Annotated in this window: 28 protein-coding genes; 15 read left to right on the forward strand and 13 right to left on the reverse strand. The window is 56.2% G+C overall.

Going from position 1 to position 26414, the window contains the following annotated elements; all coding sequences use genetic code 11:
- Positions 1 to 5 precede the first annotated feature (5 nt).
- On the forward strand, positions 6 to 767 hold the full coding sequence (gene rsmJ / locus L466_RS19800; RefSeq protein WP_032680116.1) for a 16S rRNA (guanine(1516)-N(2))-methyltransferase RsmJ: 762 nt from the start codon (positions 6 to 8) through the stop codon (positions 765 to 767).
- An 86-nt stretch (positions 768 to 853) separates the two neighbouring features.
- Here rsmJ and uspA read toward each other — a convergent pair whose 3' ends face one another.
- The gene (uspA, locus tag L466_RS19795) at positions 854 to 1291 is read right to left on the reverse strand and encodes a universal stress protein UspA (protein WP_003861223.1); all 438 of its coding nucleotides are present in this window, start codon (positions 1289 to 1291) and stop codon (positions 854 to 856) included.
- A gap of 283 nt (positions 1292 to 1574) precedes the next feature.
- Between uspA and uspB the strand changes: the two genes are divergently transcribed.
- Complete coding sequence (gene uspB / locus L466_RS19790; protein ID WP_003861224.1) at positions 1575 to 1910, forward strand: universal stress protein UspB; 336 nt, start codon at positions 1575 to 1577, stop codon at positions 1908 to 1910.
- Between the two features lie 54 nt (positions 1911 to 1964).
- On the opposite strand, the gene pitA is transcribed toward uspB, so the two are convergent.
- Positions 1965 to 3464 carry an inorganic phosphate transporter PitA gene (pitA, locus tag L466_RS19785; RefSeq protein WP_014172068.1) on the reverse strand — a complete coding sequence of 500 codons (1500 nt, stop codon included), beginning with the start codon at positions 3462 to 3464 and terminating at the stop codon, positions 1965 to 1967.
- A 229-nt stretch (positions 3465 to 3693) separates the two neighbouring features.
- On the opposite strand from pitA, the gene L466_RS19780 reads away from it, so the two are divergent.
- Positions 3694 to 4890 carry a BaiN/RdsA family NAD(P)/FAD-dependent oxidoreductase gene (locus tag L466_RS19780; protein ID WP_032681933.1) on the forward strand — a complete coding sequence of 399 codons (1197 nt, stop codon included), beginning with the start codon at positions 3694 to 3696 and terminating at the stop codon, positions 4888 to 4890.
- Between the two features lie 32 nt (positions 4891 to 4922).
- Here the strand turns inward: L466_RS19780 and L466_RS19775 are convergent, their stop codons facing one another.
- Together L466_RS19775 and L466_RS19770 are read right to left on the reverse strand one after the other, a co-directional pair.
- Entirely contained in the window at positions 4923 to 5861 is a 939-nt protein-coding gene (locus L466_RS19775; RefSeq protein WP_020884505.1) for an NAD(P)-dependent oxidoreductase, read from the reverse strand.
- Positions 5861 to 6553, reverse strand: a complete 693-nt coding sequence (locus L466_RS19770; protein ID WP_025202818.1) for an RraA family protein — start codon at positions 6551 to 6553, stop codon at positions 5861 to 5863. The genes L466_RS19775 and L466_RS19770 overlap by 1 nt, the downstream gene beginning before the upstream one ends.
- A 169-nt stretch (positions 6554 to 6722) precedes the next feature.
- Between L466_RS19770 and L466_RS19765 the strand changes: the two genes are divergently transcribed.
- On the forward strand, positions 6723 to 7460 hold the full coding sequence (locus tag L466_RS19765) for an IclR family transcriptional regulator (RefSeq protein WP_032680117.1): 738 nt from the start codon (positions 6723 to 6725) through the stop codon (positions 7458 to 7460).
- A gap of 37 nt (positions 7461 to 7497) precedes the next feature.
- Here L466_RS19765 and L466_RS19760 read toward each other — a convergent pair whose 3' ends face one another.
- On the reverse strand, positions 7498 to 8832 hold the full coding sequence (locus L466_RS19760; RefSeq protein WP_014172063.1) for an MFS transporter: 1335 nt from the start codon (positions 8830 to 8832) through the stop codon (positions 7498 to 7500).
- Between the two features lie 334 nt (positions 8833 to 9166).
- Here L466_RS19760 and L466_RS19755 point away from each other — a divergent pair, with 334 nt between their 5' ends.
- Together L466_RS19755 and L466_RS19750 are read left to right on the forward strand one after the other, a co-directional pair.
- Positions 9167 to 9565, forward strand: a complete 399-nt coding sequence (locus L466_RS19755; protein ID WP_032680118.1) for a potassium channel family protein — start codon at positions 9167 to 9169, stop codon at positions 9563 to 9565.
- Positions 9566 to 9730: 165 nt separating this feature from the next.
- Entirely contained in the window at positions 9731 to 10759 is a 1029-nt protein-coding gene (locus tag L466_RS19750) for a TerC/Alx family metal homeostasis membrane protein (RefSeq protein ID WP_025202820.1), read from the forward strand.
- A gap of 45 nt (positions 10760 to 10804) precedes the next feature.
- Here the strand turns inward: L466_RS19750 and L466_RS19745 are convergent, their stop codons facing one another.
- On the reverse strand, positions 10805 to 11467 hold the full coding sequence (locus tag L466_RS19745; RefSeq protein ID WP_014172059.1) for an HAD family hydrolase: 663 nt from the start codon (positions 11465 to 11467) through the stop codon (positions 10805 to 10807).
- 240 nt (positions 11468 to 11707) lie between these two features.
- Here L466_RS19745 and L466_RS19740 point away from each other — a divergent pair, with 240 nt between their 5' ends.
- On the forward strand, positions 11708 to 12235 hold the full coding sequence (locus L466_RS19740; protein WP_020884511.1) for an NlpC/P60 family protein: 528 nt from the start codon (positions 11708 to 11710) through the stop codon (positions 12233 to 12235).
- A 4-nt stretch (positions 12236 to 12239) separates the two neighbouring features.
- Here the strand turns inward: L466_RS19740 and L466_RS19735 are convergent, their stop codons facing one another.
- Entirely contained in the window at positions 12240 to 13034 is a 795-nt protein-coding gene (locus L466_RS19735) for an SDR family NAD(P)-dependent oxidoreductase (protein ID WP_025202822.1), read from the reverse strand.
- Between the two features lie 33 nt (positions 13035 to 13067).
- Entirely contained in the window at positions 13068 to 13949 is an 882-nt protein-coding gene (locus L466_RS19730) for a LysR family transcriptional regulator (RefSeq protein WP_020884513.1), read from the reverse strand.
- A 99-nt stretch (positions 13950 to 14048) separates the two neighbouring features.
- Here L466_RS19730 and L466_RS19725 point away from each other — a divergent pair, with 99 nt between their 5' ends.
- The 8 genes from L466_RS19725 (at position 14049) to arnF (ending at position 22268) form a co-directional block, all read left to right on the forward strand.
- On the forward strand, positions 14049 to 14555 hold the full coding sequence (locus L466_RS19725; protein ID WP_020884514.1) for a phenolic acid decarboxylase: 507 nt from the start codon (positions 14049 to 14051) through the stop codon (positions 14553 to 14555).
- A gap of 322 nt (positions 14556 to 14877) precedes the next feature.
- Entirely contained in the window at positions 14878 to 16017 is a 1140-nt protein-coding gene (arnB, locus tag L466_RS19720; protein ID WP_032680119.1) for a UDP-4-amino-4-deoxy-L-arabinose aminotransferase, read from the forward strand.
- A 1-nt stretch (position 16018) separates the two neighbouring features.
- The gene (gene arnC, locus L466_RS19715; protein WP_020884516.1) at positions 16019 to 17002 is read left to right on the forward strand and encodes an undecaprenyl-phosphate 4-deoxy-4-formamido-L-arabinose transferase; all 984 of its coding nucleotides are present in this window, start codon (positions 16019 to 16021) and stop codon (positions 17000 to 17002) included.
- Positions 16999 to 18981 carry a bifunctional UDP-4-amino-4-deoxy-L-arabinose formyltransferase/UDP-glucuronic acid oxidase ArnA gene (gene arnA / locus L466_RS19710; protein WP_032680121.1) on the forward strand — a complete coding sequence of 661 codons (1983 nt, stop codon included), beginning with the start codon at positions 16999 to 17001 and terminating at the stop codon, positions 18979 to 18981. The genes arnC and arnA overlap by 4 nt, the downstream gene beginning before the upstream one ends.
- A complete protein-coding gene (arnD, locus tag L466_RS19705; RefSeq protein ID WP_032680122.1) occupies positions 18978 to 19880 on the forward strand; it encodes a 4-deoxy-4-formamido-L-arabinose-phosphoundecaprenol deformylase in 903 nt (300 codons plus the stop codon). Before arnA ends, arnD begins: the two co-directional genes overlap by 4 nt.
- Positions 19877 to 21532 (forward strand): lipid IV(A) 4-amino-4-deoxy-L-arabinosyltransferase, encoded by a 1656-nt coding sequence (arnT, locus tag L466_RS19700; RefSeq protein WP_032680123.1) that lies wholly within the window; start codon positions 19877 to 19879, stop codon positions 21530 to 21532. Before arnD ends, arnT begins: the two co-directional genes overlap by 4 nt.
- Positions 21529 to 21867 carry a 4-amino-4-deoxy-L-arabinose-phosphoundecaprenol flippase subunit ArnE gene (arnE, locus tag L466_RS19695; RefSeq protein ID WP_014172049.1) on the forward strand — a complete coding sequence of 113 codons (339 nt, stop codon included), beginning with the start codon at positions 21529 to 21531 and terminating at the stop codon, positions 21865 to 21867. Before arnT ends, arnE begins: the two co-directional genes overlap by 4 nt.
- Positions 21864 to 22268: a 4-amino-4-deoxy-L-arabinose-phosphoundecaprenol flippase subunit ArnF gene (gene arnF / locus L466_RS19690; protein ID WP_014172048.1), complete on the forward strand. Its 405-nt coding sequence runs from the start codon at positions 21864 to 21866 to the stop codon at positions 22266 to 22268. The genes arnE and arnF overlap by 4 nt, the downstream gene beginning before the upstream one ends.
- On the opposite strand, the gene acpT is transcribed toward arnF, so the two are convergent.
- The 5 genes from acpT to L466_RS19665 are packed head-to-tail and all read right to left on the reverse strand — an operon-like array spanning position 22225 to position 26414.
- Positions 22225 to 22818, reverse strand: coding sequence for a 4'-phosphopantetheinyl transferase AcpT (gene acpT / locus L466_RS19685; protein WP_025202827.1), 594 nt, complete (start codon positions 22816 to 22818; stop codon positions 22225 to 22227). The genes arnF and acpT overlap by 44 nt on opposite strands.
- A 2-nt stretch (positions 22819 to 22820) precedes the next feature.
- Complete coding sequence (locus L466_RS19680; RefSeq protein ID WP_032680124.1) at positions 22821 to 24050, reverse strand: beta-ketoacyl-ACP synthase; 1230 nt, start codon at positions 24048 to 24050, stop codon at positions 22821 to 22823.
- Positions 24047 to 24778, reverse strand: coding sequence for a 3-ketoacyl-ACP reductase FabG2 (locus tag L466_RS19675; protein ID WP_020884521.1), 732 nt, complete (start codon positions 24776 to 24778; stop codon positions 24047 to 24049). Before L466_RS19675 ends, L466_RS19680 begins: the two co-directional genes overlap by 4 nt.
- Positions 24775 to 25248, reverse strand: a complete 474-nt coding sequence (locus L466_RS19670) for a hotdog family protein (protein ID WP_025202828.1) — start codon at positions 25246 to 25248, stop codon at positions 24775 to 24777. Before L466_RS19670 ends, L466_RS19675 begins: the two co-directional genes overlap by 4 nt.
- Entirely contained in the window at positions 25245 to 26414 is a 1170-nt protein-coding gene (locus L466_RS19665; protein WP_032680125.1) for a beta-ketoacyl-[acyl-carrier-protein] synthase family protein, read from the reverse strand. The genes L466_RS19670 and L466_RS19665 overlap by 4 nt, the downstream gene beginning before the upstream one ends.

Here is a 26414-nt window from a genome sequence, read left to right on the forward strand (position 1 = left end):
GTTACGTGAAGATCTGTTTAGTCGATGAAACAGGCGCCGGAGACGGCGCCTTATCTGTTCTGGCCACCCGCTGGGGGCTGGAGCATGATGATGAAAACCTGATGGCGCTGGTGATGACGCCGGCGCATCTGGAATTACGTAAGCGTGACGAACCCAGGCTCGGCGGGATATTTGTCGATTTTGTGGGGGGCGCTATGGCGCACCGGCGCAAGTTCGGCGGCGGTCGCGGTGAAGCGGTTGCCAAAGCGGTTGGCGTCAAAGGAAGCTATCTTCCTGACGTGGTGGATGCCACGGCGGGTTTAGGGCGCGATGCGTTTGTGCTGGCCTCGGTAGGGTGTCACGTGCGGATGCTGGAGCGCAATCCGGTCGTGGCCGCGCTGCTCGACGACGGGCTGACGCGCGGCTATGCCGACCCGGAGATTGGACTGTGGCTGCAGGCGCGCTTGCAGTTGATTCACGCCTCCAGCCTGACGGCGCTGACCGATATCACTCCGCGTCCACAGGTGGTCTACCTCGACCCGATGTTCCCGCATAAGCAGAAAAGCGCGCTGGTGAAGAAAGAGATGCGGGTGTTCCAGTCGCTGGTCGGACCGGATTTAGACGCGGATGGTTTGCTGGCGCCTGCTCGTCAGCTAGCCACGAAGCGCGTGGTGGTGAAACGTCCGGACTATGCGCCGCCGCTGGCGGACGTGGCCACGGCCAATGCGGTGGTTACCAAAGGGCACCGGTTTGATATTTATTCGGGGACGACGGAACAGGAAGGTTAGGGTGTGCGGTTTGATGCCGTCACCCCAACCCGCGCTGGAAAGAGGCTCGAACGGTTCCCTCTCCCTTTGGGAGAGGGAAAGCAGACTTACTCGTCTTCTTCGTCACGCAGTGGAACAATTAGCATATCCACATGAACGGTGTTAATCAGCTGACGCGCTGAAGACATCAGCTTGCTCCAGAAGTCCTGGTGGTGACCACAAACGACCAGGTCCATATCGTATTTCTTAATCGCATCAACCAGCACCTGACCCAGATCGCCGCTGCCGCTTAAGGTTTCGGTGATAGGGTAGCCCGCGTTGGTGGACAGTTCGCTCAGGGCGTGGTGTGTCTCTTCAGAGATGCGTTTCTGCATATCACCGAGATTGACGTCAATCAGACCGGTATAGAGGTCGGAGTAATTCACATCAACGTGGATAAGAGAAACTTTCGCGTTGTAAGGGCGTGCCATGGATACCGCTTTATCAACCAGCACTTTACTCTCCGGAGAGAGGTCTACCGCGATGAGAATGTGTTTGTAAGCCATAGTGTTACTCCTTCCTTAAGTTATCGATGACTAAATGGAAAAGCCGTCGTCTGATGCTTTCATTACGGCCCAGTAAAACATATTTTTCAAGCTTTGGTGTTGATAACGATTAACCTTGTGGCAAAAAAATTAACGGATCTCCTACACTATTTAATGAGCCGTTCGGATATTAAAACGCGAACCGGATCGACTTTTGTTCATTCTTTCACTGAACTGTCTGTCAGGGCACTGGAGTGCGGTAGCTCAGAGGCCTTGCTTCGTGGGCGTACGCCGGGGAGGATGTATGATTAGCACCGTCGCATTGTTTTGGGCGTTATGCGTGGTTTGCATAGTGAATATGGCGCGCTACTTCTCATCGTTACGTGCGCTGTTAGTGGTACTTCGTGGTTGCGATCCGTTGCTTTATCAGTATGTGGACGGTGGAGGGTTCTTCACCTCGCACGGACAGCCCAGCAAGCAGATGCGTCTGGTAGGGTATATCTATTACCAGCGCTATCGCGATCACCACGATGAAGAGTTTATTCGCCGTTGCGAGCGTCTTCGCCGTCAGTTCATTTTAACCAGCGCCCTGTGTGGTCTGGTTGTGGTCAGCATGATTGCCTTGATGATTTGGCACTGAGCATAAAAAAAGCGGGTCAGTTTCCTGACCCGCTTTTTTATCGCGTTCTGCCGATTAGATAAGCTTCAGCGAAATCCAGTACAACCCACCCGACAGCAGGATAGAGGCCGGAAGGGTAAATACCCAGGCCATCAGAATGTTGGTCACGGTTTTGCGTTGCAGACCGCCGCCGTCAACAATCATGGTCCCTGCCACGGAAGAGGAGAGTACGTGGGTGGTCGAAACTGGCATACCGGTATAGCTCGCCAGACCGATTGAAACCGCCGCCGTCATCTGCGCGGACATACCCTGCGCATACGTCATGCCTTTCTTACCGATCTTCTCGCCGATGGTGGTCGCCACACGACGCCAGCCAATCATCGTACCGATACCGAGAGCCAGTGCGACAGCCATGATGATCCAGATTGGCGCGTACTCAATAGTATTGAGCATATCGCCTTTCAGTTTCTTCAGCAGACGCTGGTCGTCAGCATTCACTTCTGGCAGCTTCGCCACTTTATCCGTGACATCAGAGATGCACAGCATAATGCGACGCAGTTGACCACGTTGCTCAACGGACAGTTTGTCGTAGCTTTCGATATTACCCAGCATGCCTTTGGCGCGTTCCAGCGCGTTAATCGCGTTTGCCGGATGGCAGTGGAATTCGCCCGGCGCAGTGGTAGCGCCTGCTTCAGGAGAAGGGATCAACTGGTCAACGCCGGTTGCCTTCTTCAGCAGCTCAGGGTGTTGCTGGAAATAGATTTCAACGTTGTTCACCGCATCACGGGTACGGGTGATTTCGTAACCGGAGGCGTTCATGTTAACCACGAATCCCGCCGGTGCGACGCCAATCAGTACCAGCATTACCAGACCAATGCCTTTCTGACCGTCGTTCGCGCCGTGAGAGAAGGCAACGCCGATAGCGGAAAGGATCAGGGCAATCCGCGTCCAGAATGGCGGCTTTTTCTTGCCGTCTTTCTTCTCACGCTCTGCCGGTGTCAGGTGAATACGGGAGCGTTTTTTCGTATTGCTCCAGTAACGACGCAGGATGAAAATCAATCCGCCTGCGACCACCAGACCCACGATAGGGGAGACAATCAGTGAGGCGAAAATTCCCAGCACTTTCGGGATGTTTAACGCATCAACAACCGAGGTACCGGTCATGAGGGCATTCGTTAACCCAATACCGATAATCGCGCCGATGAGGGTGTGAGAACTGGATGCAGGCAGGCCGAAATACCAGGTACCGAGGTTCCAGATAATTGCAGCAAGCAGCATTGAGAACACCATAGCGAGGCCATGGCCAGAACTAACGTTGAGAAGCAGATCCGTTGGCAACATATGCACGATCGCATATGCAACGCTCAGTCCACCCAGAAGAACACCAAAAAAGTTAAATACCGCCGCCATAACAACCGCGAGCTGCGATCGCATTGCGCGAGTGTAGATAACCGTTGCTACTGCGTTTGCAGTGTCGTGGAAGCCGTTGATCGCTTCGTAAAACAGTACAAAAACCAGAGCAAGCAATAATAAAAGCCCGGTATGTAAATCCAGGCCAGCAAACAAATGTAGCATAGGACGTTACGCCATTTTGAGGACATGAACGCGGCGCATTATCCAGGACAAATGCGCGGCGGGCAAAGTGAAATATAGCTTTTTTTTGATATAACTTCGGCTTTGTTGGCGTTAGGTAAAGAAATATATTTTATATTTCAAGTATATGACTGATATCTCGGTTAATTGCGCTGGTGTGACCACAGAGGAAACTTTACAATCCGCGGCAGTTAACGAAGAGGATTTTGACGTGGAAAGGTTTGATGCCGTGGTAATTGGCGCCGGTGCGGCGGGTATGTTTTGTGCGGCGATGGCCGGACAGGCGGGTCGTCGCGTGCTATTGCTGGATAACGGTAAAAAGCCAGGACGTAAAATTCTGATGTCCGGTGGCGGGCGCTGCAACTTTACAAATCTCTATGTCGAACCCGCAGCTTATCTGAGCCAGAACCGTCATTTTTGCAAATCGGCCCTGGCGCGTTACACCCAGTGGGACTTTATCGACCTGGTGGGTAAGCACGGTATCGCATGGCATGAGAAAACGCTGGGCCAGCTGTTCTGTGATGACTCCGCCCAGCAGATTGTCGATATGCTGGTGGCCGAGTGCGAGAAGGGCGGCGTGGTGATGCGCCTGCGCACGGAAGTGCTGGAGGTGTCCCGCGATGAGCAGGGCTACACGCTGCAGTTAAGCGGGGAAAGCGTCAGCGCCGATAACCTGGTGATTGCCAGCGGTGGCCTCTCCATGCCGGGGCTGGGTGCTTCACCATTCGGCTACAAGATTGCCGAACAGTTTGGCCTGAACGTGCTGCCCACCCGTGCGGGGCTGGTACCGTTCACCCTGCATAAGCCCCTGCTGGAACAGCTCCAGACGCTTTCTGGCGTCTCGGTGCCGTCGGTCATTACGGCTGAAGACGGTACGGTGTTCCGTGAAAACCTGCTGTTTACCCACCGTGGTCTTTCCGGCCCGGCGGTACTGCAAATCTCCAGCTACTGGCAGCCGGGGGAGTTTGTCACGGTTAACCTGCTACCCGATTGCGACCTGGAGGCTTTCCTCAACGAGCAACGCGCGGCGCACCCGAATCAAAGCCTGAAAAACACGCTGGCCATGCAGTTGCCAAAACGTCTGGTGGAATGTTTGCAGGTGCTGGGTCAGATCCCCGATGTGTCGCTCAAGCAGCTTAACAGCCGCGAACAGGCGGTGCTGGTTGAGACGCTGACAGCCTGGCGGGTGCAGCCCAACGGTACCGAAGGCTACCGCACGGCGGAAGTGACGCTTGGTGGGGTCGACACCCATGAACTCTCCTCACGCACCATGGAAGCGCGCAACGTGCCGGGGCTCTATTTTATTGGTGAGGTGATGGATGTGACCGGCTGGCTCGGCGGGTACAATTTCCAGTGGGCATGGGCAAGTGCCTGGGCGTGTGCTCAGGCGCTGGCAGAAGACAAGTGACATAAGAGCACTGCCACTCGTCACAGATGGCTTTACGGGCTGACGGTGGTTACGTCTGTTACAGCAAGAATATTGCTTGCGGCCACTGTCCCCATCTTGATATATGACGCTGCGGTAACGCCGCCAATATGCGGTGAAATAACCACGTTTTCTACGGACTGCCAGAGGTGCGGCGCCGTCAGCGGCTCGTGGGTAAAGCTGTCCAGCGCTGCGCTGTGCAGCGTGCCATCCCTGAGCGCCGCCAGTAACGATTCATCGTCGATCAGTCCGCCGCGTGCCGTATTTACCAGAATTGCGTTCCGCTTGCAGTGTGCGAGCGTCTGGCTATTGATCATCCCCCGATTCTCATCGGTCAGCGGACAGTGCAAAGAGATGACATCGGAACGGGAAAGAAGTCCATTCAGCGTTTCTGCGCGTTCACACAGGGCAGGCATGGACTTAGCATAGGGATCGTAAGCCAGCACCTTCATGCCGAATGCGTGGCCAATATGTGCCACACGCGAGCCGATAGCACCCAATCCGATGAGCCCTAACGTTAAGCCCTCCAGTTCAATGGATTTATGCGTTGCCTTATCCCAGTGCCCGTCTCGCAGGCGCTTGTCCAGAGGTACCACCGACTTTGCGCAGGCGAGGATCTGCGCCCAGGTATGTTCAGCCACTGCCGCCGCGTTTGCACCTGGCGCAGCGCGGACGGCGATGTTGCGCTCGGCCGCTGCCGTCTGGTCTATCACATCGATCCCGCTTCCGTGCTTGGAAATAACCTGCAGAGCGGGGGCGGCATCCATGACTTTCGCGGTAATCTTGCCGTAACGTACCAGAATCGCCACAGGATTGTGTCGTTCACACAGCGCGATCAGTTCATCTTCTGTGGGCTGGCGGCCCGCAAACACCACCTCAAAGCCCTGCAACATCACCATGGCCTGCTCCGCCAGGTCGCTTCCGGTAACCAGAACTACGTCTTTGCCCCCCATCACAGCGTCTCCCCGTCATCTAACATACCTGCCTTACGAAGCGCGTCATCAAGCCAGTGTGGACGTAAATCGCCTTCACGGATGGCGGCAAGGCGTCGGGTCTCCATCTCCAGCTTTCCTTTTGCCAGCGCGATAACTTCCTGAACCTCATCGCGCGGGATGACTACCACGCCGTCGATATCCGCGACAACCAGATCCCCGGCCTGAACCGTCGCCCCGGCGACTGAAATGGGATGATTAACCCGACCAGAAATTAGCTTTGTCGGGCCGCAGGGGTTCAGACCGGCAGAAAAGACAGGGTAGTGACCTTTGCTTAAGGTATCGGCGTCTCGTACAGCGCCGTCAATAATAATGCCCGCAATGCCGCTCGCCTGAGCCTGAGTGGCCATGATTTCCCCAAGCAGCGCGCAGCTCAGGTCGCCTTTGCCATCGACGATCAGGACATCGCCGGGCTGCGCCACCGCCATCGCGGCATGAATCGCCAGATTATCACCCGGACGGACTTCAACGGTGATGGCCGGACCCGCAACGGACATGTGTGGGGCCAGCGGTTTGATGCGGCCATGAAGCGTACCGCGGCGACCGGCCACGTCGGCCAGAATAGCGGCCTGATACTCGGCAGCCCGACGAACGTCCTCGGCAGAAACGCGATCAAACTGGCGATTAATCGGTTTTTTTTCAGTAACGGACATGAATGCCTCCATATTGTTTTACTAAGTACAATGCAGGTGTACAGTGCAAAACAACTATAGCGGTGTTGCTTTCCTTTTAGCCAGACCCGAGATGGCGTTTGTGATGTAAACACGAAGTGACTCACAAAATTTGAGGTACACTCACTGCCGGGCTAACAAGGAGATAATGATGGGGAATGAAGGCGTTGTAGCGGTTGAAAAAGCGCTGGCTTTACTGGATTGCTTCCGTCCTGGGGATGAGAGCCTGACGCTGACCGCGCTGGCACAGCTATCGGGTTATCACAAAACCACGGTTTACCGCTTGATGAATTCTCTTGAACGGATGAATTACGTCGTCAGGCATGAAGACGGCAATTATGCGCTGGGCCCACGTCTGCTTTACCTCGGCAAGCTGTATGAACACTCTTTCCATCTTTCCCGAGTGGTTCAGCCAGAGCTTCAGGCCTTATCCCTGGCGTCTCAGGAGAGTGCCAGCTGGTATGTGCTGGAGGGAGGGCAGCGGCTTTGCCTGTTTCGCGCTGAAGCGTCGCATGGCCTGCGACACAGCAATCTTCCCGGTAGCCAGTTTCCGCTCGATAATTCGGCCATCAGTAAGGTATTACGCCATTGGGGGCTCAATGAGAGCCTGCCGGAGGGAGACGCTGAACTCCCTTTCTACACGTCAGGCGCACGCGATCCCCACACCGCTGCGTTTGCGATGCCTGTCTTCGGCGTTCACGACAAGCTGGTTGCGGTGTTAGCCCTGACCGGCCCCATCTCACGGCTGACGGAAGATCGTCGTGAGAAGGAGATAGGTCAGTTGATGAAGGCGGCAGCAAGCCGTCTGTCGCAGAAAATGGGAGCCAGTAAGCTCTTCTGTCAGCAGTTTTTTGGGGAGACGAGCGATACGGCGGAAGAACATCTTTAAATGCAGAAGCGGGACAGTTGTCCCGCTTCTGTCAACGCTAATGCGTGACCTGTTTTTCGTGTAGCTGAGCGTTGCGGGCCTGTCGGCCCATAATGAGCACCGCTATCCCCCCGGCCACGCACAGCGCGGCCAGCGGAAGCATCGCCAGCGTGTAGCTGCCCGTCCGCTCATTGATAATACCGTACGCGTTTACCATCACCGCCCCGCCTATCAGGTTTGCGATGGCGCCAATCGCGGCCAGTCCCGCCGCCGCTGAAGTACTGCTCATCCAACCGGACGCCAGCGCCCAGAAAGGCCCTTTCATTGAATAGGCGCCTATCAGCATAATGCTGAGGATAACGATCGTGGCAGACAGCGAAACGCTCACAAAGGCGGCGAACACGCCGGCGGCAATTATGAATAGCGTGAGTGCGGTATGCCAGCGGCGTTCGTTGGTACGATCGGAATTCCGTCCCCATACAATCATGAGAACAGATGCCAGACCGTAAGGAATGGCGTTAAGCAGACCTGTCTCAAGATTATCGAGATGGAAGGATTTCAGCAGTTGAGGAGACCAGACGCTGATGGTGGTACCCGCGGACGATGCACCCGCGTAAATAAGCGCCATCAGCCAGATTTGGCGATGCTTTAACAACTGCCAGGTGGTCTGGTGTCCGATATTCTTTTGCTGATTGCGCTCGGTTTCCAGCGTGGTTTCCAGCCATTGTTTCTGTTCACTGCTAAGCCAGCTCGCCTGATGAGGGCGATCCCGGAGAATAAACCAGGCGGCAATACCCAGCAGCACCGCCGGCAAGCCTTCAATAATGAACAGCAGATGCCAGCCGCGAAGACCCAGCCAGCCATCCAGTGACAGTATCAACCCGGAAAGCGGGGAGCCAATGAAGTTAGCGAGTGGGATGGCGACCATAAAGGACGCAATAATGCGTGCGCGGTAGCGGGACGGGATCCACCAGGTCAGATACAGCACGACGCCCGGGAAGAAGCCCGCCTCTGCAGCACCGAGAAGAAAACGGACGATATAGAGCGACGTGGTGTTCTGCACCAGGGACATACACATGGAGACGATGCCCCAACTGATCATAATGCGCGGGATCCACAGCCGGGCGCCGACTTTCTGCATGGCCAGGTTGCTGGGTACTTCAAACAGAAAATAGGCCACGAAATAAAGACTGCTGGCGAAGCCAAATGCAGCTTTGCTGAGGCCAAGGTCCTCATTCATCTGCAGCGAAGCCATGCCGATATTCCCGCGATCGATAATGGAGACCAGGTAACTGACAATCAGAAACGGGAGAATACGCCAGATCACCTTCCGCATCGTCTCTCTTTCTATGTCCTCGGTGGCGGTAGCACCGTTACGTAAATGTTCTGTCATTGTGTCCTCGCAGGGTATGTTCTTTGTTTTATTAGGTACAACTGAGTTTTATTAAACAAAACCACTATAGCGACGGCGCGTTCTTTTTATCCAGTTAATGGAAGGTTTAAATGATGTAAATAAGAGGTGACTCACAGATAGTGCGCTCCAGATATATCGCTCACAGCAGTCGAACCAGCCGCAAAGAGGAGACTCTAAAAGGGTGATAATCACGCAGCGCAATTATTGCACCAACTTTTTTCCTCCGATCCACTAAGCTTCGACCAGGCCAGACAGCTCCAGGTGCCCCGCTGCGTTCGCGGGGTCATTTTTCTTCCCGGTCAGAGCACCTTTCATGCAGCTACTCAGCATCATTATTTTGCTTACCCTTACGGTGGTCATCCATTCGCTGTGGATGTTTTGCGTTTTAAAATTCATTAACTTAGAGGTCGGCTCTGCGGTGCGTGTGGTTTTGCGTAACGTCGGGATCGTTATCTCCATGATCTTCGCCCATCTTCTTGAAGCCGGTCTCTTCGCCGGGTTTTATTTTGTTATTGATGCATTTAACGACTGGAACACCAGCTTCTACTTTTCGCTGGTCAGTTACGCCACGGTGGGATACGGCGATGTCACGTTGCCTCAGCACTGGCGGCTGATTGGGGGTGTGGAAGGCCTGGTCGGCGCCTTGATGGTGGGCTGGTCAGTGGCGGTTCTGGTGGCCGTACTGCAGCGTTTGCGCGGCATGAGCGCCTAAACGGCAGATGCGCGACCCCATGGAGTGCGGTAAAGTACCTCTCTTTGCCGGGCCTGGAAGGCCGCGGCTTTAAGGGGTAAAGGCTGGTAAACAGCCTGCCCCTTTCCGTTCCTGGTTTACGCCAGTTTGCATGGTGCTGTGTTTTGTCTGCCAAAAGGGTTGTGTATGTCTGCTGCTCATCTCGGTTTCCCGACTGAAACCGTTGTTGTCTTTGTAGTGATGGCCGTCGGGGCGATGTTTATCGACCTCTTTATGCACCGTCACGATAAACCGATCTCGCTGAAAAGCGCTGCCATGTGGTCCCTCTTCTGGGTCATGATGGCCATGGCTTTCGCCGGGTTCCTGTATGTTCACCACGGCGCAGAGATGGCGAGCCTGTTCCTCACCGGTTACGCGCTGGAAGAGGTGCTCTCCGTCGATAACCTGTTTGTGATGATGGCGATTTTTGCCTGGTTCGGCGTGCCGGATAAATATCGTCACCGCGTCCTCTACTGGGGCGTGCTGGGGGCGATTGTTTTCCGCGGTATCTTTGTGGCCATTGGGACCAGCTTGTTAAGTCTGGGGCCTTACGTCGAGGTTATCTTCGCGCTGGTCGTCGGCTGGACGGCGGTGATGATGCTCAGACGTAATGAAGAGAGTGACGAGGTTGAAGATTACTCCGGCCATCTGGCTTACCGTCTGGTGAAACGCTTCTATCCTGTCTGGCCTAAAATCAGCAGCAATGCCTTTATTCTGACCCAGAAAGAGGTGGACGCGGAGCTGGAGAAACCTGAAAACCAGGACGTAACGGTTGGACGCGTGAAGAAGGCGAAACGCTACGCAACGCCGCTGCTGCTTTGCGTGGCGGTCGTGGAACTCTCTGATGTGATGTTCGCGTTTGACTCCGTGCCGGCCATTATTGCCGTCAGCCGTGAGCCGCTTATTATTTACAGCGCAATGATGTTCGCCATCCTCGGCTTGCGTACGCTCTACTTCGTGCTGGAAGCGCTGAAGCAGTATCTGGTGCATCTGGAGAAAGCGGTGGTGCTGCTGCTGTTCTTCGTGGCGTTCAAGCTCGGATTAAATGCCACCGATCACTTCTGGCACCACGGTTACAGCATTGGTGCCACGGCAAGCCTGTTTGTGGTGCTTGGCGTGCTGGCGCTGGGGATTATCACCAGCGTGATGTTCCCGGGTAAGAAAGAAGCCCATTAAAAGCAAAACGGCAACCTTTGGTTGCCGTTTTCGGGTAGACAGTGTCTAACACTTAATCGGTGAATGTCGACGCTTGCGCGGTGGATGGAAGTGCCGCCAGTGTGCATCCTGCGCCGCCGCCAGCAGTTCATGGTCGCCGCGGGTATCGCCCCACGCGCGCAGGTGGTAGCTATTCAGATCGCCATACACTTTTTCCAGCCTCGCCACCTTCTGGGCACAGCGGCAGTTGTTGCCGGTGATACGCCCGGTCAGCTTGCCGTCTTTCACTTCCAGCTGTGTGCCAATCAGCTTAATCCCCAGCTTGTCAGCCCACGGCTGGAGCACCAGCGCCGGAGAGGCGGAGCAGATGGTCACTTCCGCACCGGAATTCACCTCTGCGGCGACGGCCAGTACGCCGGCAGGGCGCATCAGCTTGTCCCAGTATTTTTCGCAAAACGCTTCCGCCTGCTGGCGTAGCCAGTGTTCATCCACGCCCGTCAGGAACGTTTTAATCAACACTTCCTTCAGCTCATCGCGCGTCAGCTTACGACGCACGCAGTGGAGCGTGGGCAAGGCCATACGCACCAGGCGGCCCGCGAAGTAACGTTTACCAAAGGCAAAACGCAGGAAAGGGATAAAGCTGTCGTGGTGCGTCAGTGTTCCATCAAAGTCGAAGACGGAGAGCACGTTGGATTTGGCCACGGCCTCGTCGGCAATCATATTGGTCATAAATACGTCTTAGCTAAAATACACATTCTGTTGATTAGTTTACCTGCTTTACCCTGTCTGTCCTTCTGTCTTGAGCATTTTTTTCGCGATCTTGCGATCGGAAAGTGAGTCCATTTTTGGTCTCAATAATAATTGGTTGAAAAGCGAGCTGTCTATATTATCGCCACATTGAGCGCTATTTCGGGGGAACGTTGGCCCCCACCGGTAAGGAAAATATTCACTCACTGAATCTATTTTGATATGACGTTTAGATCGCTTATTTCAATCCTCTCGTTAAGTCTGGCTTCGTTTTCGGCATTGAGTTTTCAACTGCCGGCGTCGATGCTGTCAATGAACCGCGAGCTTGCCCTTTCTCCGGCAAAATCCGCGCTGCTGCACCAGGAAACAGGACCACTGCGTACCCGGATCCTTGATCAATACCAGAAGTGGAAAGGCACCCACTATCAGTGGGGCGGGACCACACATCGGGGCGTGGACTGCTCCGCGCTGATGCAGCATCTGTTCAGCGATGCGGCGCACCTTAATCTGCCGCGCACGACGGGCGAACAGATCCATCGCGGCGTGAAGGTGGCGCAATACCGTCTGAAGGCGGGGGATTTGGTCTTCTTTCAGACCGGTCCAGACCGAAGGCACGTGGGCGTGTACATCGGCAATAGCCAGTTTATTCATGCCTCACGCAGCCAGGGCGTAACCGTCTCAACCCTGACTGATGACTACTGGCAGGCGCACTATATTACTGCCCGACGGGTCACAGACCGTTCTGTCTGAGGGATCAGATGATGTCATCCACCACGCCGCCATCGACGCGCAGTGCCGCGCCCGAGGTGGCGGAGGCCTGGGGCGAGCAGACATACACCACCATATTGGCGACTTCTTCCACCGTCGCGGCACGCTGGATAACCGAGCTCGGGCGGTGAGTCATCACAAACTCTTTCGCCAGTTCCTCCAGCGATTTGCCGGTTCTCTCGATCTCGTCTTTCATCATGCCGGCAAAACCGTCTGAAAGGGTGGGACCGGGCAATACGCTGTTCACCGTGACACCGCTTCCCGCCACGAACTTCGCCAGCCCGCGAGCGAGCGACAGCTGCGCCGTTTTGGTCACGCCATAGTGGATCATGTCTGCCGGAATATTGCAGGCCGACTCGGACGAAATAAACACCACGCGTCCCCAGCCTTTCTGCACCATACCCGGCAGCAGCGCACGGGAGATACGTACGCCGGACATCACGTTTGTCTGCCAGTAACGCTCCCAGGTGTCATCGTCGGTGCCATAAAAATCCTGCTGGCCGTAAATGCCGGCGTTGTTGACCAGGATGTCGACGTGGGTCGCCACGTTCAGCAGCGATTCCACCCCTTCAGCCGTGCTGAGGTCGGCAATTGCAGCGCGTACCTGCACCCCAGGCACAACCTGTTGTAGCTGCTGGATACCTTTATTCACCGACTCCGTGCTACGGCCATTGATGATCACTTCCGCACCGCTTTCAGCCAGCCCTCGGGCTATGGCGAACCCGATCCCGCCGGTAGAGGCGGTCACCAGCGCGACTTTCCCCGTAAAATCGATCTTCATCATCTGCTCCTTATCGTGTTTAACGTTCGGACCTTAAAGCGTAGCAGGTGAGGATGGCGGCTCCTGGCTAAAAAGGCGCAGCAGGGTCTCAACCTGTTCATCCAGCGGGCCGAGGGAGCGTTTCACAATCAGGTGCAGCGGCGTAGCCCGGCGTGCGCCATGGCTAAGCGGCAGGCGTTTAAGCACCCCCAGATCAAGCTGGGTCTGAATACGCTCCTCTGGCAGCCAGCCATAGCCGACCTGAGACATCACCGCCTCTATGGCTGCATCAATGGTGGAAAAGGTCCACGACTCACCGGCCGCACGCGCGGCGGTCTGGCTGTCGGCTATCTGAATGAGCGGCCACGGGCGCAGCATATCGTCGTTAAGCGGCGCGTCGAGGCTAAAGAGGGGATGTTGATGATGCGCCACGGCAACAAAGTCGATATTCATCAGCCATTCGCCAAGACCGGTTATGTCCTGGCGGCGGGTTAACACCATCACGTCGGCTTCATCATTAATGACATCGGTGCGGCTATTTTCCAGCACTTCGGTGAGACGGACCTGCGTTTGTGGATACAGCTGCTGGAACTGACGCAAAATAGCGAACAGGCGTCGGCGCGGGAAAATGCTGTCCACCACCAGATCTAACCGCGTGCGCATTCCGTTACGCAGGCTTGCCGCACGAGTCTCAACATAGGCGAAGGCTTTCAGCAACGGTTTAACCTGGTTGAGCAGGAGTTCGCCGGCCGGGGTCAAGACCGCCCGCCGCCCCTCGGGCACCAGCAGCGCCACGCCCAGCCGCTCCTGCAGCAGCGACAGGTTATAGCTGACCGAGGACTGGCTGCGGTTGGTCTCTTCCGCTGCTTTGGCAAAGCTACCTGCCTCGACCACTCTTTCCAGTAATGACCATTGTTCAAGCGTCGTCTTATGCATGATTAATCTAAAATCTGGATGAATTTGATTCAAACATAGCGTTATTCATTCATTTTTTGAAGGGGTACGATCGTCTCATCAAAACAAAGGAGACACATTATGAACACCTTCGACAAACATGACTTAAGCGGCTTCGTCGGCAAACACCTTGTATATACCTACGATAATGGCTGGAACTACGAGATTTATGTCAAAAATGAAACCACCCTTGATTACCGTATTCACAGCGGGATTGTGGCGAACCGTTGGGTGAAAGATCAGCAGGCTTATATTGTTCGCGTAGGGGAGAGCATCTATAAAATTTCCTGGACAGAACCAACCGGTACCGACGTGAGCCTGATAGCAAACCTGGGTGACAAACTGTTCCACGGCACCATCTTCTTCCCACGTTGGGTGATCAACAATCCAGAAAAAACCGTCTGCTTCCAGAACGATCATATTCCATTGATGAATGCGTATCGTGATGCGGGTCCGGCATACCCCACTGAAGTCATTGATGAATTTGCGACGATCACCTTTGTTCGCGACTGTGGGGCGAATAATGAAAGCGTTATTGCCTGTGCGGCGAGCGAGTTACCAAAAAACTTTCCTGATAATTTAAAATAAGCGCGACAATTAACTAAAAAGAAAAGTTCCCGGCTATTTCTTCTTTTAAAAGAAATAGCCGGGATTTTTTTTGTTTGTTGATGTTATGTTTAAAAAATTGCAGGCAAAGGTCGAGTTTGATCACACAATAAATAATTCATAATAATTTAACTCTTTGTATTTTAAGTGGTTAATGGGTTGATAAAGTGAATGGAATGTCTTTCTTAATTTTTCCCTAAGAAATGTTAGCTACCTTGATATAAGTTTATGGTTCGTTGAAATAAACGAGCCGGCATTTGGTTAATATCAAAAGCGTGCCATTCTTATTTCAAGGAAATTAATGATGAGTGATTTTTTGCCTTTTTCCCGGCCGTCCATGGGTAGCGAGGAATTAGCGGCGTTGCAGGAGGTATTAACCTCCGGCTGGATCACCACAGGACCGAAAAATCAGGCGCTTGAAGAGGCATTCTGTCAGCTAACCGGGAATCAACATGCGATTGCCGTCAGCTCAGCGACCGCGGGAATGCATGTCACGCTGATGGCGCTGGGTATTGGTCCAGGCGATGAAGTGATTACCCCCTCCCTGACCTGGGTATCCACACTGAATATGATTGTGCTGCTGGGCGCAACCCCGGTGATGATTGATGTGGACCGGGATACGTTGATGGTCACGCCGGATGCGATCGACGCCGCCATTACGCCACGCACAAAAGCGATTGTTCCGGTTCATTATGCCGGCGCGCCGTGTGACATCGACGCCATTCGCGCCATCGGGGAACGTCACGGTATCCCGGTCATTGAAGATGCGGCGCATGCAGCCGGCACGTACTACCACTCGCGTCACGTGGGCTGGCAGGGCACCGCGATTTTCTCATTCCACGCCATTAAAAACATGACCTGCGCCGAAGGCGGGTTAGTGGTCACGGACGATGCGCAACTGGCGCAGCGGATCCGTAGCCTGAAATTCCACGGCCTGGGTGTGGATGCCTACGACCGCCAGACGCACGGTCGTGCGCCGCAGGCAGAAGTTATCACGCCCGGCTTCAAATACAACCTGGCGGATATCAACGCCGCGCTGGCGCTGGTGCAGTTGGGCAAACTGAAAGAGGCCAACGCACGACGTCATGACATTGCTGAACGCTATCTGCGCGAGCTTGCCGATACGCCGTTCCACCCGCTGCGTATTCCTTCATGGCCGCACGTCCACGCCTGGCACCTGTTCATCATTCGCGTGGATGAAGCCCGCTGCGGGATTTCTCGCGACAACCTGATGGCAGCCCTGAAGGAAAAAGGCATTGGCACCGGCCTGCATTTCCGCGCGGCGCACACGCAAAAATACTACCGCGAGCGTTTTCCTGATGTATCGCTCCCGAATTCTGAATGGAATAGCGCGCGTATTTGTTCTCTCCCCCTTTTCCCGGACATGACTCATGACGACACAACCCGCGTCATTACCGCGCTCCATCAGCTTGCAGGAAATTGATATGTTCAGCGCACCGCCAGTACAAAAAGTTTCTGTGGTAATCCCCGTTTACAACGAACAGGAGAGCCTGCCCGAACTGATCAGCCGTACGACGGCCGCCTGCGACACGCTCGGCAAAGCCTATGAAATACTGCTGGTGGATGATGGCAGTAGCGATAATTCCGCGCTGATGCTGACCGAAGCCGCGCAGGCCGAGGGCAGCCATATTGTTGCCGTGCTGCTTAACCGTAACTACGGCCAGCACTCCGCCATTATGGCCGGGTTCAGCCACGTGACGGGCGATCTGATTATTACGCTTGATGCCGATCTGCAAAACCCGCCGGAAGAGATCCCGCGTCTGGTTGCAAAGGCCGATGAAGGGTACGACGTGGTCGGCACGGTGCGGCAAAACCGTCAGGACAGCCTGTTCCGTAAGCTGGCTTCCCGCACAATCAACCGTTTGATCCAGCGGACCACCGGCAAAGCGATGGGCGATTATGGCTGCATGCTGCGCGCCTACCGCCGCCATATTGTCGACGCCATGCTGCACTGCCATGAACGCAGCACGTTTATTCCCATTCTCGCGAACACCTTTGCCCGTAAGGCGACGGAAATCCCGGTACTGCACGCCGAGCGCGAGCACGGGGAGTCGAAGTACAGCTTTATGCGTCTCATCAACCTGATGTACGACCTTATCACCTGCCTGACCACCACGCCGCTGCGCCTGTTGAGCGTTTTCGGCAGCATCATTGCCGTGTTCGGCTTCGCGCTCTCCGTGCTGCTGGTGTTACTCCGCCTGATCTACGGTCCCCAATGGGCGGCGGAAGGGGTCTTCATGCTCTTTGCCGTGCTGTTTATGTTCATCGGCGCCCAGTTTGTCGGGATGGGCCTGCTCGGGGAATACATTGGCCGTATTTATAACGATGTTCGCGCACGTCCGCGCTACTTTATTCAACGTGTTGTCCGCCAGGAACACAAAGCATCTCAAGAGGAAATTCACCCATGAAAGCTGTTGTCTTTGCCTATCACGATATGGGGTGTGCGGGCACGCTGGCCCTGCTGGAAGCGGGCTATGAAATCGCTGCAATCTTCACGCATCCGGACACGGCCGGAGAGAATAACTTCTTTGGCTCGGTGGCGCGTATCGCCGCAGAGCGCGGTATTCCGGTTTACGCCCCGGACGATGTCAACCATCCGCTGTGGGTGGACCGCATCCGGGCGCTCGCGCCTGATGCCATCTTCTCATTCTATTATCGCAACCTGATTTGCGATGAGATTTTAAGTCTGGCCGCAAAAGGGGCATTTAATCTTCACGGCTCTTTGCTGCCCGCCTACCGTGGCCGCGCACCGCTGAACTGGGTGCTGGTGAACGGCGAAACGGAAACCGGCGTCACTCTGCACCGTATGGTGCACCGCGCAGATGCCGGTGCCATCATCGCGCAGCAGCGCGTGGCTATCGATGCGGATGAAACTGCGCTGCAGCTTCATCAGAAGCTCTGCACCGTAGCGCAAAGCCTGTTACGTGATGTGTTGCCAGCGATCCTTAACGGCACCTTCAGCGAGACCGCGCAGGATGAGAGCAAGGCGAGCTGTTTTGGCCGTCGCAAGCCAGAAGATGGTCGCCTGGACTGGAACAAGCCGGCTCGTCAGTTGCACAACCTGGTGCGTGCCGTCACCGACCCCTGGCCGGGAGCGTACAGCTTTGCCGGCGTGAGTAAATTTATCGTCTGGAAATCCCGCGTACGCGACGACATTCCTGCCGCCAAACCGGGCACCGTTGTCTCGGCTTCCCCGCTGATTGTCAGCTGCGGCGAGCAGGCGCTGGAGATCGTTACCGGGCAAACCGATAACGGCGTTTATGTTCAGGGCGCGCAGCTGGCTCAGTCTCTGGGGCTGGTCACTGGCGCACTGATCACCAGCGCACCGGTTGTGGCCATCAAACGCCGCACCCGCGTGCTGATCCTCGGCGTCAACGGCTTTATCGGCAACCACCTGACCGAGCGTCTGCTGAAAGACGATAACTACGAAATTTATGGTCTGGATATCGGTGCTGATGCCATCAGTCGTTTCCTCGACAACCCGCGTTTCCACTTTGTGGAAGGGGATATCAGCATTCACTCCGAGTGGATTGAATATCACATTAAAAAATGTGACGTGGTGCTGCCGCTGGTGGCGATTGCCACGCCGATTGAGTACACCCGTAACCCGCTGCGCGTGTTCGAGCTGGACTTCGAAGAGAACCTGAAGATCATCCGCGACTGTGTGAAATACGACAAGCGCATCATCTTCCCGTCCACTTCTGAAGTGTACGGCATGTGTACTGACAAAAACTTCGACGAAGATACCTCTAACCTGGTCGTCGGGCCGATCAACAAACAGCGCTGGATTTATTCCGTCTCCAAGCAGCTGCTCGACCGCGTGATCTGGGCCTACGGTGAGAAAGCGGGTCTGCGCTTTACGCTGTTCCGTCCGTTTAACTGGATGGGGCCACGTCTGGATAACCTTAACGCGGCGCGTATCGGCAGCTCACGTGCCATCACCCAACTGATCCTGAACCTGGTGGAAGGCTCGCCCATCAAGCTTATCGAAGGCGGTAAACAAAAACGCTGCTTTACGGATATCAGCGACGGTATCGAGGCGCTGTTCCGCATCATCGAAAACAAAGAGGGTCGCTGCAACGGAGAGATCATCAACATCGGTAACCCGGATAACGAAGCGAGCATTCGCGAACTGGCTGAGATGCTGCTGGCAAGCTTTGAACGTCATCCGCTGCGCGATCGCTTCCCGCCGTTTGCCGGTTTCCGTGAAGTGGAAAGCAGCAGCTACTACGGTAAAGGTTATCAGGACGTTGAGCACCGTAAACCGAGCATTCGTAATGCGAAACGCTGCCTGAACTGGACACCGACGGTGAAGATGGATCAGACCATTGATGAAACGCTCGATTTCTTCCTGCGCACCGTGGAGCTGTCGGAACAGGTCTCATGAGAAAAGTCGGTTTACGCATTGATGTCGACACCTTCAGGGGGACGCGTGACGGCGTACCCAAACTGCTGGAACTGCTGAGCAAGCACAACGTGCGCTCATCTATTTTCTTCAGCGTGGGGCCTGACAATATGGGACGTCATTTATGGCGTCTGGTTAAACCGGCATTTCTGTTCAAAATGCTGCGCTCACGCGCAGCCTCTCTCTACGGCTGGGATATTTTGCTGGCCGGAACCGCATGGCCCGGCAGGCGCATTGGCGCGGGTAACGAAGCCGTTATCCGCGACGCGGCGCAGCACCATGAGGTTGGACTGCATGCCTGGGATCACCATGCCTGGCAGGCCTGGGCTGGCGTCTGGGATATTCCACGCCTGTCGCGTGAAGTTGAGCGCGGCATGCTGGAGCTGGAGGCCATCACCGGTCAGACGATTCGCTGCTCCGCCGTGGCAGGATGGCGTGCCGACCAACGCGTGGTGAAAGCCAAAGAACCCTTCGCGTTTCGCTACAACAGCGATTGCCGCGGCACCGGGCCTTTTTTGCCGCTCATCGGGGAGAATCGCCTGGGGACGGTGCAAATCCCGGTCACGCTTCCCACCTGGGATGAAGTGGTTGGGCGCGAGGTCAGTGCCGGAGGGTTCAATCGCTATATTCTGGACTGCATTCATCGCGACACCGGTACGCCCGTCTATACCATCCACGCGGAAGTGGAAGGGATTGCGTATCAGCATGATTTCGATGCACTGTTGACGATGGCCGCTCAGGAGGGCATTCAGTTTTGTCCATTGAGCGAATTGCTGCCAAAGGATCTTAGCGTCCTGCCCGTGGGTAAAATTGTGCGTAATGAACTGGCTGGCCGGGAAGGCTGGCTTGGCTATCAACAAACCGTGAGTCCGGTATCATGAAAGCAGCCCGTTATGGCTTAGCGCTTCTCGCACTGTTTATCGTTTACTACCTCATTCCGATCGATATCCGCCTGTTGTGGCAGCCTGATGAAACGCGCTATGCGGAAATCAGCCGCGAAATGCTGGCGTCAGGAGACTGGATTGTCCCGCATTTTCTGGGGCTGCGTTACTTTGAAAAGCCGATTGCGGGCTACTGGATCAACAGTATCGGACAACTGCTGTTTGGGCATACTAACTTTGCCGTGCGCGCCGGCGCCATATTCTCAACCGGGTTGACGGCTCTGCTGGTGATCTGGATGGCGTGGCGCCTGTGGCGGGATAAGCGCGTTGCCATTTTCTCCGGCCTTATCTTCCTGACCCTGTTCCTGGTGTATGGCATTGGTACGTACGCCGTGCTGGATCCCATCATTACCCTGTGGCTGGTGGCCGCTATGTGCAGCTTCTGGCTGGCCTCGCAGGCTGAAACCGTGGCCGGAAAAGCGGGTGGCTACGTGCTGCTCGGGCTTGCCTGCGGCATGGGGGTGATGACCAAAGGATTCCTGGCGCTGGCGGTGCCGGTAATAGGCGTGCTGCCGTGGGTGATTGCCCAGAAACGCTGGAAAGAGGTGCTGATCTTTGGCTGGCTGGCCATCGTGAGCTGTGTGCTGATCGTCCTGCCCTGGGCGCTGGCCATTGCGCATCGAGAGCCTGATTTCTGGCGCTACTTCTTCTGGGTTGAGCATATTCAGCGCTTTGCCCAGAGCGATGCTCAGCACAAGGCGCCGTTCTGGTACTACCTGCCGTTCCTGCTGGCCGGCAGTCTGCCGTGGCTGGCGCTGTTGCCCGGCGCATTTCGGCTGGGCTGGCGCGAAAGAGACAACACGGGCGGTGGCTTTTATCTGCTTGGATGGGTCGTGATGCCGCTGCTGTTCTTCAGCATTGCCAAAGGCAAACTGCCAACCTACATCCTGCCGTGTTTTGCGCCGCTGGCTATCCTGATGGCGCGCTATGCCTGCATCGCGGCGGACAAAGGGGCCAGAGCGTTACGCATTAACGGCGGGATTAACCTGGCGTTTGGTGTGATTGGCGTGGTGGCGGCGCTGGTGGTCTCGCCGTGGGGGGTTGCTAAGCATCCGGTCTGGACATCCGTTGAGCTGTATAAAGTCTTCTGCGCAGTGCTGGCGTTTCTCGTCTGGGCGGCTGTCGGCTGGTTTACCGTGCGGCAAAGCGCGCAGCGCTGGTGGCTGGCGGCGTTGTGTCCTGCTGGCGTGGCGCTGCTGATTGGGTTTGCCATTCCTAACCTGGTGGTAGATTCCAAACAGCCGCAGTCGCTGGTGGATACCATCCGTGACCCGCTTCAGAGCAGCCGGTTTGTGCTGGCGAACAATGTTGGCGTAGCCTCCGGGCTGGCGTGGGAGCTTAGGCGTAATGACATCATTCTGTTTGGTCAGAGCGGCGAGCTGAGCTACGGGCTAGCGTACCCGGATGTGAAAGACCGGTTTGTCGAGAAAGATAATTTTGCGCAGTGGCTGGCAACGCATCGCCAGCAGGGGGGCGTGTCACTGGTGATCCTGCTGTCAAAACACGACGATATTAAGCGGGCTCATCTGCCAGAACCGGACAGCCTGTATATTCAGGGCCGTCTGGCCTGGCTGCAGTATTTACCGCAATGACGACCTGGCTCTGGTTGATACTGGCAAGCCTGCTGACCTGCGCAGGGCAGCTGTGTCAGAAGCAGGCCACCCGTCCGGCGAAAGCCGGGCGGCGTGGCGCGCATATTATGCTGTGGCTGGGCCTGGCATTGCTGGCGCTGGGCAGCGGCATGCTGGTCTGGCTGGTTGTCCTGCAGCGCCTGCCTGTCGGCGTTGCCTACCCTATGCTGAGCCTCAATTTTGTCTGGGTGACCCTGGCGGCGAAAGCATTCTGGCATGAAAAAGTCGCGTTGCATCACTGGCTGGGCGTCGGGTTCATCATCATCGGCATTGTTATCCTCGGAGGAAGCCTGTGAGAGGAACGTTCTGGGCGTTATGCAGCGTAATGCTGGTCAGCGCGGCGCAGCTGCTGCTGCGCTATGCCATGCAGGCTCTGCCGCCAGTCAGCGAGCTTTATGCGTTTGTCTCCGCGCTCTGGCACGTCTCATCCGGTACTGGCGCGCTGCTGCTGGGACTCATGGGGTATGTGGCCTCGATGGGCTGCTGGTATCTGGCGTTGCATCGCATGGCGCTCAGCAAAGCGTATGCCTTGCTGAGCCTCAGTTACATTCTGGTGTGGGCCGCGGCCATTTTGTTGCCCGGCTGGAACGAACACTTTTCCTGGCACGGGCTGGCGGGGGTCGGGATGATTATTCTCGGCGTGCTGGTGATTTTTATGCCACGGACATCCCGTGGTGAGCAATCGTCCCGGCGGTAAGGGTATAAGGCGTTGAGGTGCAGACGGCAAGACTGAGCGAGCCGAACTGGAGCTGGCTTACCGAATGCGTCTGCGACGTGCTGTCGATACTGACAATCTGCCAGGCGCTGCCGCCTCTCTGCTTCACGATGGCCTCTTTACGCGTCCAGATCCCCCAGAAAGCAGAAAGCTTTGTCTCCGGGTCTTCGCGCTCCAGCTCCGCATGTTCCGCCACGCTGAAGACGGCGTTAGCCAGCGCCTGCCAGTTTTCACGTGGGCGGATAACTTCGATATCACACCCCACTTCGCCTTCGTCGCTCAGCAGCAGCGCGATATTATCGCCGCTGTGACTCAGGTTAAACCAGAAGGGCTGCGCATCCACGAAGGCCGGCTTCCCTTGCTCACCATAGACGATCTCGGGTAACGGAGAAGGAGAAAGCGTTTTGGCGAGCAGGGTTCTCCCCGCCAGCCAGGATGCATTTCGTGCACCCGCAGGTGCCATATGTGCAAGCGTCGACGCCAGCGGGTCTGCGCTCAGGGTGGAGATCTTTCCCAGTATAAACTGGTACATAGTTACGCCCAGCGTTTGATGATTATCGACGTGTTGATGCCGCCAAATGCGAAGTTATTGCTTTGCAGATACTCGCAGTCAATCTGACGGGCTTCACCCATAATATAATCTAAAGCACCACATTGCTCATCCGGTTGTCTTAAATTGAGCGTCGGGGCAAACCAGCCCTCACGCATCATCTGCAGACTCATCCAGGCTTCCAGTGCCCCACAGGCGCCTAACGTGTGGCCAAAATAGCTCTTCAGCGACGAAATTGGCACGTTGTCGCCAAAGATAGCGGCGGTGGCCTGGCTTTCAGCGATATCACCGCGATCGGTGGCGGTACCGTGCGCGGAGATGTACCCCATGTCCCGCGCGCTTAACCCTGCTAACGCCAGCGACTGCTCCATACAAATTTGCATGGTGTCACGTTGTGGCTGGGTGATATGGGCTGCATCACAGTTGGTGGCGAAGCCAACGATCTCGCCATAGATAGTTGCACCGCGTGCTCTGGCATGCTCAAGCTCTTCCAGAATCAGGGTGCCTGCGCCTTCCCCAATGACCAGACCATCACGCTGCGTATCAAATGGCGAAGGGGTGGTTTTCGGCGCATCGTTGCGCTGGCTGGTCGCGAATAAGGTGTCAAACACCGCCGCCTCTGACGGACAAAGCTCCTCTGCTCCGCCTGCGACCATCACGGTCTGATAACCGTGACGAATGGCTTCCCAGGCGTAGCCAATGGCCTGACTGCCCGACGTACAGGCACTCGACGTCGGGATAACGCGACCCCGAAGGCCAAAGAACAGGCCGGTATTCACCGCGGTCGTGTGCGGCATCATCTGCACATAGGTCGTACCGGTGATGTTGTGGGTGTGTTTTTCGGTGAGCATGGTGGCGAATTCGCTGACTGGCCCGGTACTGCCTGTGGAGGAGCCATAGGCGATACCGGTTTGGCCATTCGTGAGCACCGCCTCGCCAATCAGCCCCGCCTGCTCCAGCGCCAGCTCGGTGGCGCGGGTCGACATCCACGACACGCGGCCCATGGCGCGAATACGCTTGCGGGTATAGTGTTCCGGCAGGGTGAAATCATCAATCGGCGCGCCCAGCAGGGTGTGCAGGCCATCGTAAACCTGCCACTCCGGCATTTTGCGTACCGCGTTGTCATACGCCAGCAGCCTGCGGGAAACGGATTGCCAGTCCTCGCCGAAGGCGGTAACGCCGCCCATACCGGTAATCACCACGCGACGCGTCATAGCATTCCTCCGTTGATGGAAATGACCTGGCGGGTAACGTAGCCTGCAATATCTGACATCAGATAGCTGGCAAGTCCTGCAACCTCTTCGGCCTGGCCCATCCGTTTCATGGGAATGATGGACATTGCCTCTTTCAGCGCAGCCTCTTCCATTTCAATCATGCCGGTATCAATCAGCCCCGGCGCAATGCAGTTCACGGTGATGTTGCGTTTTGCCAGCTCAATTGCCAGTGCTTTGGTCGCGCCAATAATGCCCGCTTTTGCCGCGCTGTAGTTCACCTGACCGCGGTTGCCCATCATGCCGGACACGGAGGATAAGGTGATAATGCGCCCCCCTTTTCGGGTGGCGATCATCGGCATAATGCAGGGTTGAATAACGTTATAAAAACTGTCGAGATTGGTATGGATGACGCTGTCCCAGTCGTCTTCGCTGAGGGCCGGAAACGCACCGTCGCGGGTGATACCGGCATTACTGACCACGCCATACCATGCGCCGTGGGCCTCGATATTCTGCTCCAGCACGTCACGGCACTGTTCGCGGTTACCTGCATCGAAAGAGAGCAGGCGACCCTGACCGCCCGCCTGTGTGATGGTATCCAGCGTCGCCTGCGCGCCTGCGGCGTCACGGTGGTAATGTACGCCTACGGTAAACCCATCAGCGGCAAGCTGGCAGGCGATGGCACGACCAATGCCTTTGCTGGCCCCGGTGACCAGTACGGAACGACTCATGCGTGAGATCCCTGATTAAAAAGCGATGTTAATTCTTCTGCGCTCGGCTGGAAGGTATTGACCCGGCCCGTGGCCAGCGTCTCCTCACCTGAGGAGATCGTACATTCAAAACTGCCGAAGCGTTCATCCTGCATCAGCAGTCTGACGGTGATGTCCAGCGTCGCGTCTTTTGCGAAACGTCCACTGGCGCAGACCAACTCGCGCGCACCCAGCACCATGCCCAGCGCAATATGATCTTGCCCTTTCTGCTGGCGATGCCAGCCTGACCAGACGCCAACGGTCTGCGCCATCAGTTCGAGCGCGTACCAGCCAGGCAAATCGCCCTCGGCATTCAAAAAGGGCGCCAGTACGCTTTGGCCGTTGACCGCGACACGGCATACGGCGGAATCGTCGGTGACGCGTTCAACGGATCCCAGCAGCATCATTGGCGCATCGTGCGGCAGATAGTCGACGGGTGATAAGTAGCTCATGACACTCTCCCCAGCAGGATGCTGGCGTTGTTGCCACCAAACGCGAACGAGTTAGATAAAATGACCGGTTTTTTCAGCGCGGTGCTCTGGTGCAGCACGCCGCACGGCGACAGCGTCTCGTCCGGCGCGTAGCGGGCGAAATCCTGTGGGGGTAACGGCAGGTCACGCGTCAGAATAAGCCAGCTCAACGCCGCTTCGGTGATACCGGCAGCGCCCAGCGTATGGCCGGTAAGGTGTTTGGTAGAACTGCAGGGCACGTTTTCTCCAAAGAGGTCGTGTACCACGTGTGATTCAATCTGGTCATTGAGCGGTGTGGCGGTGCCGTGCAGGTTGATATAGCCAATATCCTCCGGCTGCAGACCCGCGTCATTGAGCGCCTGGGTAATGGCGCGAATGGCACCTTCACCCTGCGGATGCGGCGCCGAAATATGGTAAGCATCGCTGGACTCGCCTGTTCCCAGCAGCGCGACCCCGGCGGGTTCACGGCTCAACACCATCAGCGCAGCGGCTTCACCAATGGTGATACCCCGACGGTCGCGGCCAAACGGCTCGCAGAGCGTTGGAGAAAGCGATTCCAGACTGTGAAAGCCATTGACGGGCATCCGGCTCAGGGTATCTGCGCCGCCAACAATGGCAATATCCACCAGCCCGGCGTCAATCAGACGCCGGCCGCTGATAATTGCCCGCGCGCTGGAGGAGCAGGCGGTCGAGAGGGTATATGCCGGGCCCTCGAGCTGTAACCAGTTAGCAAGAAAGCGGGACGGATCGCCCAGCTCCTGTTGTGGATACTGCCACCGGGTGCTGGCTTCGCCGTTGAGCGTTAATCGTACGTGCTCATCCCCTTCATCGAGGCCGGAGGTGCTGGTACCCAAAACCACGGCCACGCGGTCGCGGCCGACCCGGGCAATCGCGTCGTCAACGGTGGACTGAATCTGTGCCAGCGCGGCCAGCAGCAGCTGGTTATTGCGGGTGTGGTGCGCGGACAGGGTATCCGGAATGGACGGCAATTCACCTTCCACGCCACCCAGCACGGCGTCGGGTGCATCCTGCAACCAGCCGGACCGACAGTGCATGCCAGGGGCTACGCCCGCCGTCAGGTTAGCGGCAATCTCATCCAGCGAGTTACCCAGCGCGTTGACCATGCCAACAGCAAAAATGTAAATCAT

It is taken from the genome of Enterobacter sp. BIDMC 30, assembly GCF_000534355.1.
Classification (GTDB): domain Bacteria; phylum Pseudomonadota; class Gammaproteobacteria; order Enterobacterales; family Enterobacteriaceae; genus Enterobacter; species Enterobacter ludwigii.

Bases quoted from the DNA above. Each gene is read 5' to 3' on its own strand.
- L466_RS19725 (WP_020884514.1), top strand. From the start codon at position 14,049: ATGAACACCTTCGACAAACATGACTTAAGCGGCTTCGTCGGCAAACAC.
- pitA (WP_014172068.1), bottom strand. From the start codon at position 3,464: ATGCTACATTTGTTTGCTGGCCTGGATTTACATACCGGGCTTTTATTA.
- L466_RS19750 (WP_025202820.1), top strand. From the start codon at position 9,731: ATGTCTGCTGCTCATCTCGGTTTCCCGACTGAAACCGTTGTTGTCTTT.
- arnC (WP_020884516.1), top strand. From the start codon at position 16,019: ATGTTCAGCGCACCGCCAGTACAAAAAGTTTCTGTGGTAATCCCCGTT.
- L466_RS19680 (WP_032680124.1), bottom strand. From the start codon at position 24,050: ATGACGCGTCGCGTGGTGATTACCGGTATGGGCGGCGTTACCGCCTTC.
- L466_RS19730 (WP_020884513.1), bottom strand. From the start codon at position 13,949: ATGCATAAGACGACGCTTGAACAATGGTCATTACTGGAAAGAGTGGTC.
- L466_RS19755 (WP_032680118.1), top strand. From the start codon at position 9,167: ATGCAGCTACTCAGCATCATTATTTTGCTTACCCTTACGGTGGTCATC.
- arnA (WP_032680121.1), top strand. From the start codon at position 16,999: ATGAAAGCTGTTGTCTTTGCCTATCACGATATGGGGTGTGCGGGCACG.
- L466_RS19740 (WP_020884511.1), top strand. From the start codon at position 11,708: ATGACGTTTAGATCGCTTATTTCAATCCTCTCGTTAAGTCTGGCTTCG.
- L466_RS19760 (WP_014172063.1), bottom strand. From the start codon at position 8,832: ATGACAGAACATTTACGTAACGGTGCTACCGCCACCGAGGACATAGAA.
- arnB (WP_032680119.1), top strand. From the start codon at position 14,878: ATGAGTGATTTTTTGCCTTTTTCCCGGCCGTCCATGGGTAGCGAGGAA.
- uspB (WP_003861224.1), top strand. From the start codon at position 1,575: ATGATTAGCACCGTCGCATTGTTTTGGGCGTTATGCGTGGTTTGCATA.
- L466_RS19770 (WP_025202818.1), bottom strand. From the start codon at position 6,553: ATGTCCGTTACTGAAAAAAAACCGATTAATCGCCAGTTTGATCGCGTT.
- L466_RS19665 (WP_032680125.1), bottom strand. From the start codon at position 26,414: ATGATTTACATTTTTGCTGTTGGCATGGTCAACGCGCTGGGTAACTCG.
- acpT (WP_025202827.1), bottom strand. From the start codon at position 22,818: ATGTACCAGTTTATACTGGGAAAGATCTCCACCCTGAGCGCAGACCCG.
- L466_RS19775 (WP_020884505.1), bottom strand. From the start codon at position 5,861: ATGGGGGGCAAAGACGTAGTTCTGGTTACCGGAAGCGACCTGGCGGAG.
- uspA (WP_003861223.1), bottom strand. From the start codon at position 1,291: ATGGCTTACAAACACATTCTCATCGCGGTAGACCTCTCTCCGGAGAGT.
- arnT (WP_032680123.1), top strand. From the start codon at position 19,877: ATGAAAGCAGCCCGTTATGGCTTAGCGCTTCTCGCACTGTTTATCGTT.
- arnE (WP_014172049.1), top strand. From the start codon at position 21,529: ATGACGACCTGGCTCTGGTTGATACTGGCAAGCCTGCTGACCTGCGCA.
- L466_RS19735 (WP_025202822.1), bottom strand. From the start codon at position 13,034: ATGAAGATCGATTTTACGGGGAAAGTCGCGCTGGTGACCGCCTCTACC.
- L466_RS19675 (WP_020884521.1), bottom strand. From the start codon at position 24,778: ATGAGTCGTTCCGTACTGGTCACCGGGGCCAGCAAAGGCATTGGTCGT.
- L466_RS19670 (WP_025202828.1), bottom strand. From the start codon at position 25,248: ATGAGCTACTTATCACCCGTCGACTATCTGCCGCACGATGCGCCAATG.
- L466_RS19745 (WP_014172059.1), bottom strand. From the start codon at position 11,467: ATGACCAATATGATTGCCGACGAGGCCGTGGCCAAATCCAACGTGCTC.
- L466_RS19765 (WP_032680117.1), top strand. From the start codon at position 6,723: ATGGGGAATGAAGGCGTTGTAGCGGTTGAAAAAGCGCTGGCTTTACTG.
- arnD (WP_032680122.1), top strand. From the start codon at position 18,978: ATGAGAAAAGTCGGTTTACGCATTGATGTCGACACCTTCAGGGGGACG.